15 protein-coding genes are annotated in these 14,678 nt (G+C 71.3%); 6 read left to right on the top strand and 9 right to left on the bottom strand.

The genetic code is table 11. From position 1 onward, the window contains the following. Positions 1-126: 126 nt before the first annotated feature. From L3Q67_RS11470 to L3Q67_RS11455, 4 genes are all read right to left on the bottom strand, one after another. Entirely contained in the window at positions 127-570 is a 444-nt protein-coding gene (locus L3Q67_RS11470; protein WP_499189490.1) for a hypothetical protein, read from the bottom strand. A 96-nt stretch (positions 571-666) separates the two neighbouring features. Next, complete coding sequence (locus L3Q67_RS11465) at positions 667-1,338, bottom strand: transcriptional regulator (protein WP_499189489.1); 672 nt, start codon at positions 1,336-1,338, stop codon at positions 667-669. Beyond that, the gene (locus tag L3Q67_RS11460; protein WP_499189488.1) at positions 1,335-2,492 is read right to left on the bottom strand and encodes a sensor histidine kinase; all 1,158 of its coding nucleotides are present in this window, start codon (positions 2,490-2,492) and stop codon (positions 1,335-1,337) included. Before L3Q67_RS11460 ends, L3Q67_RS11465 begins: the two co-directional genes overlap by 4 nt. A 233-nt stretch (positions 2,493-2,725) precedes the next feature. Further along, the gene (locus tag L3Q67_RS11455; RefSeq protein WP_499189487.1) at positions 2,726-3,712 is read right to left on the bottom strand and encodes a LysR family transcriptional regulator; all 987 of its coding nucleotides are present in this window, start codon (positions 3,710-3,712) and stop codon (positions 2,726-2,728) included. Between the two features lie 162 nt (positions 3,713-3,874). Here L3Q67_RS11455 and L3Q67_RS11450 point away from each other — a divergent pair, with 162 nt between their 5' ends. After that, a complete protein-coding gene (locus L3Q67_RS11450) occupies positions 3,875-4,435 on the top strand; it encodes a hypothetical protein (RefSeq protein WP_499189486.1) in 561 nt (186 codons plus the stop codon). 16 nt (positions 4,436-4,451) lie between these two features. On the opposite strand, the gene L3Q67_RS11445 is transcribed toward L3Q67_RS11450, so the two are convergent. Next, the gene (locus L3Q67_RS11445; protein WP_499189485.1) at positions 4,452-5,009 is read right to left on the bottom strand and encodes a hypothetical protein; all 558 of its coding nucleotides are present in this window, start codon (positions 5,007-5,009) and stop codon (positions 4,452-4,454) included. A gap of 77 nt (positions 5,010-5,086) precedes the next feature. Between L3Q67_RS11445 and L3Q67_RS11440 the strand changes: the two genes are divergently transcribed. Continuing rightward, a complete protein-coding gene (locus L3Q67_RS11440; protein WP_499189484.1) occupies positions 5,087-5,602 on the top strand; it encodes an RNA polymerase sigma factor in 516 nt (171 codons plus the stop codon). After that, the gene (locus tag L3Q67_RS11435) at positions 5,599-6,474 is read left to right on the top strand and encodes a VOC family protein (protein ID WP_499189483.1); all 876 of its coding nucleotides are present in this window, start codon (positions 5,599-5,601) and stop codon (positions 6,472-6,474) included. The genes L3Q67_RS11440 and L3Q67_RS11435 overlap by 4 nt, the downstream gene beginning before the upstream one ends. Positions 6,475-6,529: 55 nt before the next feature. Here the strand turns inward: L3Q67_RS11435 and L3Q67_RS11430 are convergent, their stop codons facing one another. Both L3Q67_RS11430 and L3Q67_RS11425 read right to left on the bottom strand, forming a co-directional pair. Next, positions 6,530-8,299 (bottom strand): gamma-glutamyltransferase family protein, encoded by a 1,770-nt coding sequence (locus L3Q67_RS11430; protein ID WP_499189482.1) that lies wholly within the window; start codon positions 8,297-8,299, stop codon positions 6,530-6,532. 20 nt (positions 8,300-8,319) lie between these two features. After that, on the bottom strand, positions 8,320-8,889 hold the full coding sequence (locus L3Q67_RS11425) for a TetR/AcrR family transcriptional regulator (RefSeq protein ID WP_499191503.1): 570 nt from the start codon (positions 8,887-8,889) through the stop codon (positions 8,320-8,322). 69 nt (positions 8,890-8,958) lie between these two features. Between L3Q67_RS11425 and L3Q67_RS11420 the strand changes: the two genes are divergently transcribed. Continuing rightward, positions 8,959-9,900 (top strand): DMT family transporter, encoded by a 942-nt coding sequence (locus tag L3Q67_RS11420; RefSeq protein ID WP_499189481.1) that lies wholly within the window; start codon positions 8,959-8,961, stop codon positions 9,898-9,900. Here L3Q67_RS11420 and L3Q67_RS11415 read toward each other — a convergent pair. Continuing rightward, on the bottom strand, positions 9,839-11,149 hold the full coding sequence (locus L3Q67_RS11415) for a UDP-glucose dehydrogenase family protein (protein WP_499189480.1): 1,311 nt from the start codon (positions 11,147-11,149) through the stop codon (positions 9,839-9,841). The two genes, L3Q67_RS11420 and L3Q67_RS11415, sit on opposite strands and share 62 nt — an antisense overlap. Positions 11,150-11,290: 141 nt before the next feature. On the opposite strand from L3Q67_RS11415, the gene L3Q67_RS11410 reads away from it, so the two are divergent. Beyond that, positions 11,291-12,049: an SDR family NAD(P)-dependent oxidoreductase gene (locus tag L3Q67_RS11410; protein ID WP_209663336.1), complete on the top strand. Its 759-nt coding sequence runs from the start codon at positions 11,291-11,293 to the stop codon at positions 12,047-12,049. Here L3Q67_RS11410 and L3Q67_RS11405 read toward each other — a convergent pair. Further along, on the bottom strand, positions 12,046-13,677 hold the full coding sequence (locus L3Q67_RS11405) for a TM0106 family RecB-like putative nuclease (protein WP_499189479.1): 1,632 nt from the start codon (positions 13,675-13,677) through the stop codon (positions 12,046-12,048). The genes L3Q67_RS11410 and L3Q67_RS11405 overlap by 4 nt on opposite strands. Before the next feature lie 135 nt (positions 13,678-13,812). Here L3Q67_RS11405 and L3Q67_RS11400 point away from each other — a divergent pair, with 135 nt between their 5' ends. Then, positions 13,813-14,277, top strand: a complete 465-nt coding sequence (locus L3Q67_RS11400; RefSeq protein ID WP_499189478.1) for a DUF6474 family protein — start codon at positions 13,813-13,815, stop codon at positions 14,275-14,277. Positions 14,278-14,678: the final 401 nt, after the last annotated feature.

Below are 14,678 nucleotides of genomic sequence, written 5' to 3'. Positions count from 1 at the left end.
CGTCGTACTCGTCCCGCCCGAACGTGGGACTCGGAGGCCGGAACGTCGAACTCGGCTGCCTGAACGCAGAACTCACGCCCGGGAACGTGGAACTCGGCTTCCCGAACGTGGGGTTCGGGTGTGGGGTCAGGCGGCGGCGGTGGCGGTCAGGGCGTGGCGGTACCAGTCGGGCATGTGGGCCTCGTCGCGCGGGAACTCGTGTTGTTCGGCGGCGACGTCGTGTTCGCCCAGTGGTTCCCGGAAGGCGGGTTCCCGCTCGGTGTACTGGATGCTGAACCGCTTCTCGGCGTCCAGCACGTACCGGGCGCCGAACCAGGTGCCTTCGCCTTCGCGGTACATGCCGCCCCGCAGGTCCTGGAAGCGGTGCCAGGCCTCGGTGGGCGGGTTCCACACCTCGGTCTCGCCGTCCTCCCCCGTCAGCCCGGTTCGCACGTCGATGTGGGCGCCGACCTGGCGGTATTCGATCGCCAGCTGCTGCCACTGCGCCGGGAGCGCGGCGAGCACGGTGTTCGTCAGCTCCTCCAGCGTCTCCTGCTGCTGCTCACTGTCGAGAGACGGCCACGCGGCCATGGCGGATCGGTCCCCTCATGATCGAACTACTGTCCGAAGTGACCATATCGCTCCAATGGCGTAACCGCAGCGTTTTCAACGTGAGCTTTGTGACGTTTAGTGAGCGCTCCGTGGTTTGACCAGGCCCGACTCGTAGGCCAGCACCACCAGCTGCGCCCGGTCCCGCGCGGCGATCTTCGTCATGATGCGGCTGACGTGCGTGCGCGCGGTCGCCGAGGAGATCACCAGGTGCTCGGCGATCTCGTCGTTCGACAGCCCGCCCGCGACCAGCGCCAGCACCTCGCGCTCCCGCTCGGTGATCTGGTGGATCGCCCCGGTGTCCACCTTCCGGTGCTCCGGCCGCCCGACGAACTCGGCGATCAGCCGCCGGGTCACCGTCGGCGCCAGCAGCGCTTCGCCGGAGGCGATCACCTGGAGCGCGCGCAGTAGTTCGACCGGTTCGGTGTCCTTCAGCAGGAACCCGCTCGCCCCCGCGCGCAACGCCTCGTAGACGTACTCGTCCACGTCGAAGGTGGTCAGCACCAGCACCTTCACCCCGGCCAGCTCGGGGTCCGCGGTGATCCGGCGGGTGGCCTCCAGCCCGTCGGTGCCGGGCATGCGGATGTCCATCACCACGATGTCCGGCCGGTGCGCGACCGCCTGCTCGACCGCCTCGGCCCCGTTGCCGGCCTCCCCGCAGACCTCGAACCCGTCCTCGGTCTCCAGCAGCACCCGGAAACCGGCCCGCACCAGTGCCTGGTCGTCGGCCAGCACCACCCGGATCGTCATTCGCCGTCCCTCCTGTCCCCGCCGACCGGCAACCGCAGCCGGACCTCGAAACCGCCGCCGTCCACCGGACCCGCCTCGATGCTGCCGCCGAGCGCGTCGGCGCGCTCACGCATGCCGCGCAGGCCGTTGCCGAGCCGCGGCGGTGTCGCCCCCATGCCGTCGTCGCGCACCCGCAGCTCCAGCCGCCCGCCCGGCCGTCCGAAATGTATGTCCACAATGGAGGGTTGGTTGGCGTGCCGGACCACGTTGGTCAGCGACTCCTGCAGGATGCGGTAGGCCGCGCCGTCGGTGGGCGCGGGCAGGTCGCCCGGCCTGCCGTGCACCCGCACGGTCAGCCCGGCGGCGCGGGCGTGCTCGAGCAGTTCGTCCATCTGCGCCAGCCCCTGCACCGGGCCGCGTTCCTGGCCCGAGCGCAGCACCGCGAGCGTGGCCCGCAGGTCCACCAGCGCCGATGCGCTGGCCTCTTTGATGTTGAGCAGCGCCTCCTTCGCCTGCTCCGGCCGCCGGTCGGCGACGTGCACGGCGACCCCTGCCTGCACGTTGATCATCGCCAGGCTGTGCGCGACCACGTCGTGCACCTCCCGCGCGATCCGCAGCCGCTCCTGCTCGGCGAGCCGCTGCTCGTGCTCACGCGCCTGGTCCTGCGCGGCCCGCGTCGCCGCCCGGCGTGCCCGGATCGCGGCCCCGATGCCGACCATCGCCACCGCGGCCCCGGCCAGCGCGCCCGAAGCGGGCGTCGGCACCGGGTTGCCGGTGGACACCACGTGGGCCACGTACAGCGCGACCAGCAGCCCGCCGCCCGCGATCGCCCCCGGCAGCACCCCGCGGACCACGGTCAGCACGAACAACGAGATCGCCGAGGTCACGCTGATCGGGCCGCCGGGGTAGTCCGACCAGTAGTAGGTCACCGCCAGCGCCGAGCAGAGGCCGAAGACCACGATCGGGAACCGGCGCGCGAGCAGCAGCGGCAGCACCGCGGCCACCAGCCAGCCGTACCCGAGCGCGTCCAGCGGGCGGAACGGCTCGGCCGCCGGTTCCCACTCCGACTGCCATCGCGACGCGCCCGAGGTGAACCCCACCACGAACACCAGCACCACTCCGGTCAGGACCAGATCGGCCCAGCCCGGCCTGCGTGTTCGACTCCCCGTAACCACTCCTAGGAAGCTACGGCACCGGATGGACCAGCACGTCCGTTCAAAAGCGGCTGTTGGGTTACGACGTGTGCCTTACGCGCACCCCGGCACCGGCCCCGGCTCGGACCTCGACGGCCTGGGGTGTGGCCGCGCTCGGCATGCGGAATGCGTTCGTGCTGATCGTGACGATTCAGGCGCCCACTTCACCGGAGTTTTCGCTATTCTCGAGAAACTGCCGGCTCCGCCGGCGTTCGTCATTCCCGCCATTCCGAATGCTGGAGCAGCAATGCGTCCCAGAGCAATTTCACCGCGGGTGAGGACTCACCGCGGCGGGCGAATGCGCCGACGAGCACTTCCAGTCGCGGATCCACGTCGTTGACCACCGGAATGACACGCAGCCCGCCGCCCTCGGGGATCCGGCCGTCGGTGGCGGCCTCGCCGATCCCACGGGTGACCAGCATGCAGCCGCGCACCAGCCCGGAGTGCAGCAGCTCGAACCCGTAGTTCAGCGTGTCGATCTCGGCGGCCACGTCCAGCTTTTCGCGGTAGCCGGAGCCGAACCAGCCGCGCAGGATCTCCGCGATCAGCCCGGTCGCGGAGACCACCAGCGGCAGCGTGTGCAGCTCCCTCGCGTGCAGCACCCGGCCCGGCAGCTGGGTCTCCGGCAGGTTCGTGATCACCGACAGCCCGCTGCGGCGCCATTCCAGCACCTCGCACCCGGCGAGTTCCTCACCGCCCGAGGTGACCACGCTGCCGCACACCACGTCGGCGCGCTTGTCCGCGAGCGCGGGCAGCAGGTCCTTGGTGCGCAGGTGGAGGAACCGCAGTTCCACGCCGAGCCGCGAAAGCTCGCCGGCGATCTTCTCGCTGACGTCGGTGACGAAGCCGAGGGTGAACCGGGTGGTGCCGACGGTCAGCGTTTCCCCGGCGCGGCGGCGGCCTTCGTCGATCTCGTCGAGCCAGTCGGTGAGCGTGCGCCGCGCGCGTTCCACGATCGCCTTGCCGGTCTCGGTGAACAGCACGTCCTGCCCGCGGCCCTGCTTGACCACCAGCGGCTCGCCGCAGAGCTCGCCGAAATTGCGATTGAGCGTGTCGAGCTGTTTCTGGATGCTGGACTGCGCGCGGCCGAGCACCCTGGCCGCGCCCAGCGCTGTCCCGGTATCACGGACCGCGATCAACGTGCGCAGCTGATCCATCGTGGTGTCCAGCAACGATTGCGGACTCTGGAGCAACCGATTCATGGGGCGGAGTGTAGACCTGCGGAAACTGATCCCCGCGCCACTTCAACAAATCTGAAAATTACTTGCGACAATTGCTTCTCAACCCCACCCGCCGCGTGCCAGTATTTCGCCCGCCGCCGGAGGCTGCCCCGAGTTCCCATGTTCGTCAGGAGAAACACGCCCGTGACCCACCCGCCCTTGACCGCGGCCGAACCCGCGGCTCCGCCCCGGCGCCCGGCCACCCTGTCCGCCCTGTTGCTCACCACCGCGGTTTCCGCCCTGTCCGCGGCGGCCGGCGCGGTGCTGGTCTTCGCGGGCGGCGCCGAACTGGCGGCGGAGAACGTGCGCTCGGTGTTCGACCAGCTCGCCCCCGACCTCGGCCTGCCGTCCGGCACGGGTGCCGCCGAGCTCGAGGAGCTGTCCGGCTCGCTGTGGCAGGAAGTGATCGACTCCCGTGCGAGCAGCCTCGCCGTCCGGGGCGGGTTCGCCGTCTTCCTCGCCGTGTGGCTGCTGGTCGCCGCGCTGTGCGCGAGCAAGGCGGCCACCTGGGCGCGGGTGCTGATCACCATCGGCTCGGTGCTGGTGGTGCTGACGCACCTGCTGATCGTCGCCGACTACCCACCGGGCGCGGTGGGTCCGCTGGGCTGGGTCGCCGTGGCGACCGGCCTGGCCGCGGTGGTGCTGTGCTGGTTGCCCGCGAACAACCGGTACGCACGCGCCGCGAAGCTCGCTCGCCGACCCTGAGGGGGGTCGTGAGTGGTCAGGGCTGTTCCGGCGGCCCTTCCCACTCACGAGGCAGAGCGGGGCGCAGGTCGGGCCGGGTCGCCGCATAGCGGTAGGCCCGGTCCTTCGCTGTCCACGGCACCGGGGCGGAGATGGTCAGCACACGCCGGGCCCGGCGCAGCTCGCCCGGCGTGTGCAGGAGCCGGAGGTCGTTGCCCAGCACCTCGGCGAAGGCCTCCGGCGCGGTGTCCTCGTCCACGAACAGGTCCGTCCACAGCGATTCCAGGATCGCCTCCGGCGGCTTCGGCGCCTCCAGCCGCCTCCGATAGTTCGCCCAGAACTCGCCGGTGAGCGACGGATCGAGCGCCCGCCGGATCTCCACCGTCACCGGATACGCGTCGAGCAGGTCGAGCAGGCCGAAGCCGAGCAGCAGCCGCGCGTAGGGGTTCAGATAGGGCTCTTCGAGCAGTTCCCGCGCCCATTCGTGGGCGACCTCGTCCGCGCTGAGCACTTCACCGCGCGCGGACCACACGCCGTCGTCCTCGAACACATCCCGATCGGCGAGCCAGGCCCGCACCCGTTCGACCACGTCCACCCCGCCAGTGTGCGCGCACCGGAGATTTCCGGCAGGAAGGGCGTCGGAGTTCCGGCTTCCCGGACGACGATGGGGGTGTGAACGAACCCAGGGTGCACCGGGACCCGGCGTTCGCGCTGCTCGAGCTGTACGACGCGGCGTTGCCGGAGGTCTACGGCTACCTCCTGGCCAGGTGTGGCAACCGGGCGGTGGCCGAGGAACTGACCTCGGAGACCTTCCTCGGCGCGGTCCGGACCTACCGCAAGGCGGGCGCGGGACCGGTGTCCGTGCCCTGGCTGATCGGGGTGGCCAGGCACAAGCTCGCCGACCACTGGCGCCGCCGGGCCCGCGAAGAACACGGGCTGCGGCTGGTGCACGACGAGCGGCCCGAGGTCGTCGACCCGTGGGACGCCGAACTCGACGTGCTGCGGGCGCGTGAGGTGCTCGCTTCGCTCGGCGCCCACCACCAGGCCGCGCTGAGCCTGCGCTATCTCGACGGCCTGCCCGTGCCCGAGGTCGCCGAGCACCTCGGGCGCACGGTGCACGCCACCGAAGCCCTGCTGGTCCGGGCGCGGACCGCGTTCCGCCGAGCCTACGAGGAGGGTGAATCGTGACCGATCCGTTCGACTCCCTCCGCGCCTCGAGCGGCCCGGCCGACCCGGATCCGCGGTTCGCCGGCGAACTGCGCGACCGGTTGCGCCGCGCGGTGCTGAATGGAGGAGCAGAGATGACCACCACCGAAACGCGTGCCGAGGTGCGCTCGCTGACCCCGTACCTCGTGGTGACCGACGCCCGCCGCGCGCTGGAGTTCTACGTCGAGGTGTTCGGCGCGACCCGGCGGGCGGATCCGATCGTGATGGACGACGGCCGGGTCGGGCACGCCGAACTGGCCATCGGCGACGCCGTGCTGATGCTCGCCGAGGAGTTCCCCGAGCTGGGCAACGTGGTCGCGCCGGAAGGCGGTCCGCTGATCCGGGTCGAGGTGCCGGACGTGCGCGCCTCGGTGGCGCGGGCGGTCGAGCTGGGCGCCGAGGCGCAGGGCGAGGTCGAGGACCACGGGCACGGGCTGACCGGGCGCATCAAGGACCCGTTCGGCCAGCGCTGGCTCATCAACCCGGCACCGGTGCGGCCGTTCGAAAGCGGGCCGGAGATCCGGCACGGCCACGCGCTGTACTTCACCTTCCAGGTGCCCGACGACGCCGCCGCCAAGGCCTTCTACGGCTCGGTGCTGGGCTGGCAGTTCAGCCCGGGCAGCGTCGAAGGCGCCTGGGGTGTCGAGGGCAACGGACTGCAGGGCGGGCTGTGGGGCGGGGACCGCCAGGCAGGCTGGAAGCTGATGTACGCGGTGGACGACCTGGCGGCCGCGGTCGACCGGGTCCGCGCGGCGGGCGGGCGGATCGTCGAGGGCCCGAAGCGGGAGCCGTACGGCCTGACCGCCGACTGCGTCGACGACCAGGGCATCGAGTTCTGGCTCTGGGAGGCATGAGGATCAGCGTCGCGCAGCGACTCCGTCGAGGGTGGTGGTGGGCCGGCGGGCGGGATCACCTTCCGGTCGCGTACCCCTGCATCCCGCGGGGGTTCGCGGCCGCTCGCAGTACGCCGTTTTCGTTGGACACCGCGGAAAGCCGGCCCAGGCCCCACTCGCCACCATCGACGACCTCGTGCCCCCAAGCCCGCAATTGGTCCACAGTAGACCGCCCGAGTCGCGACTCCACCACGATCTCACGCGGGGTCCACGAACGCGGGTAGAACGAACTGGGGAACGCGGTGGTGTGCCAGGCCGGGGTGTCGATGCTCTCCTGCAGGTTCAGCCCGCCGAGGGTGTGCGCCAGCCAGAAGCACAGCTGCCACTGGTCCTGCTGGTCGCCGCCGGGCGTGCCGAAGGCGATCCGCGGCACGCCGTCGCGCAGCGCCATCGACGGTGAAAGCGTGATGCGCGGGCGCTTGCGCGGCGCCAGCGAGTTCGGCAGGCCCTGCTCGAGCCAGAACATCTGCCCGCGTGAATCGAGGCAGAAGCCCAGTTCGGGGATCGCCGGGCTGGACTGCAGCCAGCCGCCGGACGGGGTCGCCGAGACCAGGTTGCCGAACCGGTCGGCGACGTCGATGTGCACGGTGTCGCCGCGGGTCTCGCCGGTCGGCATGACCGTCGGCTCCCCGACCGCGCCGACGGCGGCGGTCGCGTCACGCAGCGAATCGAGGATCTGGGGCAGCTTCGGCGTACGCCCACCCGGTGAACCGGGACGCAGTTCGCCGCTGGCCTCATCACCGATCAGCTCGCGGCGCTGGGCGGCGTATTCGCGGGAGAGCAGGTCCTCCAGCGGGACGTCGGTGTCGCCGTACCAGGCCTCCCGGTCGGCGAAGGCCAGCTTCGCCGCCTCGACCGCCAGGTGCACCGTGCGCGCGGTCGCCTTGCCGTCCACATAGGACAATTCGTCGCGCAGGCCGTCCAGCAGGAGCACCTGCTGCGCCAGCGCCGGCCCCTGCGTCCAGCCACCGGCCTTGACCAGGCTCCAGCCGTCGAGGTCGACCACCACGGCGTCTTCGTAGGTCGCTTCCCAGTTCGCCAAGTCGTCGCCGGTGAGCAGCCCGGCGTGGTCACGACCCGAATCGTCGCGGAAGGCGTTGCGGGAGAAGGCATCCACGTGCTCGGCGACGAATCCCTGAGACCATGCGCGACGGGCCGCGTCGATCTGCGCCTCACGGCCGCTGACCGCCTCGGCCTCTTCGAGCAGCCGCGTCCAGGTGCGCGCCAGGGTCGGGTTGCGGTGCACGCCCCTGGCCGACTTGCCGTCCGGCAGCCAGATCTCCGCCGACGTCGGCCAGTGGTCGGTGAACAGCTCCGCCACCAGGTCGATCGTCGCGCTCACGCGGTCGACCAGCGGCACGCCGTTTTCGGCGTACGAGATCGCGTACCCGAGCACCTCGCGCAGGGTCTTGGTGCCGTGGTCACGCAGGAGCAGCAGCCAGCCGTCCCAGGCACCGGGCACGGTCGCCGGCAGCAGTCCGCTGCCGGGGATCAGGTCCAGGCCCAGGTCGGCGAAGTGCCCGGGCGTCGCGGCCGCGGGCGAGGGCCCCTGCGCGGCGAGCACGCGCGGCGTCGGGTCGTCCGCGGTGGTGAACAGCGCCGGGACCTGGCCGGCCGGGCCGCACAGGTGCGGTTCGGCGACCTGGAGCACGAAGCCCGCCGCGACCGCCGCATCGAAGGCGTTACCGCCGCTTTCGAGTACCGCCATCCCGGTGGCCGAGCCGAGCCAGTGTGTCGACGCCACCATGCCGTATGTGCCGGTCAGCTCCGGCCGAGTCGTGAACACAGGCCCGATAGTACGCGTTGCTAACGGTTTTGCTCAGCCGCGATCAGGCCCGCGGCTACCTGCTTCGCCGCCCTGACCGCGTCCGGCACCAGCTTCAGCGAGTCGGCGACGGTCGCGCCTTCGAGCAGGATCAGCAGCTCGTCGGCCAGCTTCGAGGACAGTTCCGCTCGGGCGGCCAGGTCACGCAGGAGGTCGTGCAGCCACCGCTTCTGCTCGGTGATCGCCTGCCGCCCGGGGTGGTCGCCGTCGGGCAGTTCGGCGTGCGCGTTGACGAAGGCGCAGCCGCGCGGGTTCATCGAGCGCATCCAGCGGTCCAGCGCTTCGAAGACGAGCAGCAGGCCCTCGGCGGGCGGCGCGTCACCGACGACGGCGTACACGTGCGACCGCCACCGCTCATCGCGTCGCCGCAGGTAGTGGCCGATCAGCGCGTCCTTCGAGCCGAACCGGTCGTACAGGGTCTTCTTCGTGACCCCGGACTCACCCGCGATCAAGTCCACGCCGACCGCGTGGATACCCCTGGCGTAGAAGAGCTCTTCGGCGACTTCGAGCACGCGCTCGGCCGCCGGGGTCAGTTTCACCGCAGCCACGATTTGACAGTACACCGATCTGTCTACCACCCTCGTAGAGGTAAACCGTTCTGTTTACTCAGGGAGGCGTGCATGCGGATCGGGTTCGTGCTGATGTGGAGCTCCGGCTTCGTCGGGGCCGCGCTCGCCGCCGGTACCGCGAGCAGCCTGACCACGCTGGCGTGGCGGTGCTTGGTCGCGGCGGTGCTGATCGGCGGCTGGTGGTGGCTGACCAGACGACGGGCGCTGAGCTTCGCCGAAATCCGGCTCCAGGTGGGCATCGGCCTGCTGTCCCAGTGCGTCTACCTGTTCGGTGTCTTCTGGTCGGTCGGCCTCGGCGTGCCGACCGGCACGGCCGCGCTGATCGCCGCGTTGCAGCCGATCGTGGCCACCGTGCTCAGCCAGTTCGTGCTCGGCGAGCACGCGTCGGCCGCCCAGTGGACCGGGCTGGCGATCGGGCTGGGCGGGGTCGCGCTGGTGGTCGGCGGTGATCTTTCCGGCGGTGACGCGCCCGCGATCGCCTACGCGCTGCCGGTGCTTTCGATGCTCGGCCTGGTCGCCGGGACCTTGATCGAACGCCGGGCCGACGTCCGCACCCCAGTAGCGGACAGCCCGCCCGCCAGCCCACCACCACCCTCAACGGACACGCTGCGCGTGCAGACCAACCTCATGATCCAATGCCTGACCAGCGCGGTCGTGTTCACCGCACTGGCCGCCGTCACCGGGCAACTGGTGCCGCCGGGCAACGGTTCGTTCTGGCTCGCCATCGCCTGGCTGGTGCTGCTGTCCACCTTCGGCGGTTACGGCTTCTACTGGCTGAACCTGCGGCGCAGCTCGGTGACCTCGGTGTCCAGCCTGCTCTACCTGACCCCGCCGACCACCATGCTCGCCGCGTTCCTGTTCTTCGGCGAGACGCTCGACGTGCGCGGCCTGCTGGGCGTGGCGGTCTGCGCGCTCGCGGTGTTCCTGGTGCTCAGGAAACAGCGGTCTTCGGAAACAGTGCCTCCCGAGCGCGGCCGATGCCCTGCCAGCTGAGCCCGGCGTCGAGCACCCGCCGCGGTTCGAGCAGGTTGCGGGTGTCCACCACGGCGTCGCCCTCCATCAGCTCGGCCAGGTACACCCAGTCCAGCCTGCGGAACTCGGCCCACTCGGTGAGCACCACGACCGCGTCCGCCCCCTTGGCCACCTGGTACGGATCGTCCACCACGACCATGCCGGGCAGCTCGCCGCCGACCGCCGGGTCGTAGGCGGTCAGCTCGGCGCCGTGCGCGGCGAGCACCGACGCGACCGCCAGCGCGGGCGAGTCACGCAGGTCGTTGGTGCCCGCCTTGAAGGCCAGGCCGAGCAGGCCGATCCGGGCCCCGGCGAGCGAGCCGCCGACCGCGCCGGCGATCTTCGCGATGATCCGGTCGCGCTGGGCCACGTTCTCGTCGATCGCCGCACGCAGCAGGCCGAACTCGAAACCGGCGGCCTCGGCGATCCGGGTCAGCGCGTGGGTGTCCTTCGGCAGGCAGGACCCGCCCCAGCCGGGGCCGGGCTTGAGGAACGAGCGGCCGATGCGCCGGTCGTGGCCCATGCCCTCGGTGACCGCTTCGATGTCGGCGCCGAGCCGCTCGCACAGCTCGGCGATCGCGTTGACGTAGGAGAGCTTGGTGGCGAGGAAGCAGTTCGCCGCGTACTTGACCAGCTCCGCGCTGGCGGCGTCGGTGACCACGCTCGGCGCGGCCAGTTCGTCGTAGAGCCCGGCCACCCAGTGCGCGGCGGCCAGGTCGTCCGAGCCGACCACGATGCGGTCCGGGTGCAGGAAGTCGGCCACCGCGGTGCCCTCGCGCAGGAACTCCGGGTTGGACACCACCGGCACGTCCGAGCGGCCGAGCAGCTCACGGATCCGCCGCGAGGTGCCCACCGGCACGGTCGACTTGGTGATCAGCGCGCAGCCCGGCGGAATGACGTCGCCGATCTCGGCGGTCACCGCCTCCACCGCGCGCAGGTCGGCCGCGCCGCCCGCGCCCATCGGCGTCGGCACGCACAGGAAGACGCCGTCGGCCCCGGCGGCCGCGGTCCGCGCGCCCACCACGAAGGACAGGCGCCCGCTGGTCAGCCCGCGGCCGACCAGCTCGGCCAGTCCGGGTTCGAGGATGTCCACCCGCCCGGCGGCGAGCCGGGCCACCTTCGCCGCGTCCACGTCGACGCAGGTCACCTGATGACCGATCGACGCCAGGCAGGCGCCCGTGGTCAGTCCTACGTATCCGGTCCCCACCACCACGATCCGAGCTGGACTCATGCGGTGAAGGTGACAGCCGGAGTTGACCGCGAAACCAACAGCAGCGAACACACCCGCGTACTCCTGCGGACGGGTGGGGTCGACCGCTGCGAACGAGCGTTAACCTGGTGCCGTACTCGGGTTAGAAGGGACACCGCAGACATGCAGATCACCGACACCGCGGCCGTGGTCACCGGGGGCGCGTCCGGGCTCGGCGGCGCGACCGCCCAGGCGCTGGCGGCCGGGGGCGCGAAGGTCTTCGCGCTCGACCTCGCCCCGTCGATCGCGAAGGCGGACCAGGTCGACGGCATCACCTACGTCGAAGCCGACGTGACCGACCCGGAACAGGTCCGCGCCGCCGTGGCGCAGGCCGCGGGCGCCGGCGCGCCGCTGCGGGTGGTGGTGAACTGCGCCGGCGTCGGGCCGTCCGCGCGCATCCTGTCCAAGAAGGGCCCGCACGACCTCGACCTGTTCCGCAAGGTCGTGGAGATCAACCTGATCGGCACGTTCAACGTGGTCACCGTGGCCGCCGAGGCGATCGCGAAGACCGAGCCGCTGGCCGACGACGCGCGCGGCGTGATCATCAACACCGCCTCGGTCGCCGCCTTCGACGGGCAGATCGGGCAGGCCGCCTACGCCGCGTCCAAGGGCGGGATCGTCGGGCTGAACCTCTCCGCCGCGCGTGACCTCGCTTCGCACGGCATCCGCGTGATGACCATCGCGCCGGGCATCATCGACACCCCGATGCTGGCCACGGTCAGCGAGGACTTCCGCGCCGGGCTGGCCGCCGGGGTGCCGTTCCCGAAGCGGCTGGGGCAGCCGGAGGAGTACGCCAAGCTGGCGCTGTCGATCATCGACCACGACTACCTCAACGGCGAGGTCATCCGGATGGACGGCTCGCTGCGGATGGCGCCGCGCTAGAGATCACCCATGTAGGGCACGTTCTGCGCTTCGTCGGTCATCCAGCGGCGGAGCGTGAACGTGGCCAGCACGTCGTCCTCGTTGTACCGCAGGATGCGTTCGGCCTGCTCGGGGCGCGGTTCGTCGCCGTCGAGGCCGACCGCGTCCCGGTACCAGCGCATCGAGGCCTCCCCGCTGGCCTCCGGATCGCGCCAGCTGAACCCGGCCACCGGGGCGATCACCTTGAGGCCCTTGCCGTGCGAGCAGAGGAACTGGTCGGAGACCAGCTGGAACAGGTCCACCCACTCGTCGGAGTCCACAAAGGACTGGATTTCCGAGCGCGGCGGGATGCCGTCCTCCCCGGCGAAGCGCTTGACCGTGCCGAAGAGCCAGCGGTTCTCGGCGAGTGCGTTGTAGCAGTAGGCGCGGAAGGTCAGCCCGGCCTTCTCGGTGCGCTGGCGCACTTCGGTGAGCCAGCCCCAGAACTCGGCGAACGAGCGCGCCTCGTCCGTGGTCGGCAGCGGCTCCCAGGTGGCGAAGGCGTGGTACCCGGGGCGCACGCCGATGTCCGCCCCGGAGAGCAGGCAGCCCCACAGGTAGGCGCCGGAATCGCCGAAGCTCTCCATGTCCACGTCGACCTCGACGTCGGCGCGCGGCACCTCGATCCGGTCGACCTTGCGGACCACGTTCAGGTCCGCGAGCCAGGCCCTGGCCAGCATCACCGAATTGCCGAAGGACTCCCCGGTCAGCGGCACCGGCGGGCCCTCGGCCGGGTCCAGCGCGGCTAGCTTGTCCACAGTGGACACCCCGGCGCGGCGCAGCTCCACGCCGTCCTCGCCGCGCACCACCAGGCTGACGTCCCTGGCCGCGAGCAGCTGGTCGCCGCAGATCGGCCACCACTGGCAGTGGCGGCATTCGAGCACGCGCGACGGCTGCGCGAGCGGCTCGTCCCCGGCGGCGGCCGCCTTCGCCACGGCGAGCCGATCGGCGAAGCGGACGTCGTACTCGTCGAGCGCACCCCGGCCGCCGGGCCAGGTCGGGGCGGTGAGGTCGTGCCAGAGCACCACGTCCGCGTCGAGCCCGATCACCCCGCCGAGCGCCCGCGGGTCGGCGAGGCCGAGCTTCTGCAGCATGCGGCGGATGTGCGCCAGGCGCAGCTGGTCACGCGGGTGGGAGCGGACCTTGCGCGCCGGGTCGGGGGTGGCGTTGTCCGGGTCGAGGTCGGTGAGCCCGGTGGTCATCGCGCCTTCGCCGCGGTCGGTGATGCGGTGGCGCACCACGAGCACCGGGAGGTACCCGGCGGCCGTGCGCACCAGCACCTCGACCCCGCCGCGGCGGCCGCCGTCGTGGTCGACCGGCAGCAGCGCACCCCAGATGAACGGGGCTTTCGTGGCCAGCGCGGATTCGGTGAGCGCAGCCCGGTCCGGCACGGGCAGCTCGCGCGGCACGCTCGCCCAGCCCTCGCCGGTGGCCGCGATCAGCCGGCGGGCGATGTCCTCGCGGTGCGCGGCGGCGTCGGCGATGCGCTGCGCCGCGGACGGGTCCTGCGGGGCGCGGGGCACCTCGCGCATGGCCGGGTCGTGGTCGAGGTGCACCCGACGACGACAGCGGGTGACCGCTCCCGCGTCCAGCAACACCTCGTGGTCCATCCCCCTACTCTAGGTCGCGGGTACGACAAAAGATCACGCGCCGTCGATGTCGGGTTAGCGCGTGCCGAAGTGCTCCGATCGTGGGCGGGCAGTAAGTTCACCGTGGACGCCGGTGGGCACGGAAGGTGACGCGCGATGGGCCGCAAGAAGATCGAGAAGGAAGCCGAAGGGCTGTTCACCCCGAAGAAGGCCCGCAACGCCCTCGCCTTGGCGAAGGTGGTCGGGCCCGCGGTGATCCCGGTGGTCGCCCCGTTCGCCGTGCGCGCGGCCGGTGCCGCCAGGGACGCCTACGACCGGCACCAGGCCCGCAAACTCGGCATCGACGTCGACCGGCTGGGCGAGTTCACCGGCCGGGGCGCACGGCTGCACGCGCGCATCGTCGGCGTCGGCGAAGGCCTGGACGACCTGCGCGCCTCCCCCCACGCCTCGGCCGAGGACACCAAGTTCGCGGACCGGGCCGCCGGAACCCTGCACCAACTGGCCGCCTCCGTCCGCGCCGCCGAACGCATGCCGACCGCGCGGCGCAAAGCCGCCCACCGAGCCGTCGGCAGCGAACTGGACCACCTGGAAGGCCAACTCCTCCACCGCCTAGGCATCTAACCCCTCCCCCCACCCCCGAACCCCACACTCGTACAGCCGAACGCCACGTTCACGCACTCGAGTTCCACGTTCAGGCAGCCGAACCCCACGTTCGCGCGCCCGAGTTCCACACTCAGGCAGCCGAACTCCACGTTCAGGCGCCTGAGTTCCACACTCAGGCAGCCGACATCAACACTCCGGTAGCCGAGTTCCACACTCGCGAATGGCAAATGAGCGGGCAGCCCCCGGCGCACGCGCGGTGAACCTCGCCCCGAGGCGAAACGCGAACGTAGAACTCACGCCCCCGAATGCAGAACTCGACTGCACGAACGCGGAATTCAGCTGCCCGAGTGTGGAACTCGGGTGCCTGAACGTCGAACTCGCGTGCCCCAGTGTGGAGTTCGGCTACTCGAGTGCGGAGT

Origin of the sequence: Saccharothrix sp. AJ9571, from assembly GCF_021725495.1 — a bacterium.
GTDB lineage: Bacteria > Actinomycetota > Actinomycetes > Mycobacteriales > Pseudonocardiaceae > Amycolatopsis > Amycolatopsis magusensis.
The sequence above is the reverse complement of the archived record's forward strand: the minus strand, read 5'-3'. Positions and strand labels throughout refer to the sequence as shown.